The 230-nt window shown below is 55.7% G+C and carries 2 tRNA genes; both read left to right on the forward strand.

The features are described 5' to 3' along the window. Window positions 1-8 precede the first annotated feature (8 nt). Window positions 9-91 (forward strand) — tRNA-Leu (locus tag CD039_RS11350). A 3-nt stretch (window positions 92-94) separates the two neighbouring features. Further along, window positions 95-169: transfer RNA gene (locus CD039_RS11355), tRNA-Gly, on the forward strand. Window positions 170-230: the final 61 nt, after the last annotated feature.

The following is a 230-nucleotide window of genomic DNA, read 5'->3' on the forward strand; positions in this document are numbered from 1 at the left end:
CATTTAACGCGGGTGTGGCGGAATTGGCAGACGCACTAGACTTAGGATCTAGCGCCTTCACGGCGTGGGGGTTCGACTCCCTTTACCCGCATATGCAGAAGTAGTTCAGCGGTAGAATACAACCTTGCCAAGGTTGGGGTCGCGGGTTCGAATCCCGTCTTCTGCTCCATTATTACGCCGGGGTGGCGGAACTGGCAGACGCACAGGACTTAAAATCCTGCGGTGAGTTG

Source organism: Staphylococcus argensis (assembly GCF_002902305.1).
In the GTDB taxonomy this organism is placed as follows: Bacteria; Bacillota; Bacilli; order Staphylococcales; family Staphylococcaceae; genus Staphylococcus; species Staphylococcus argensis.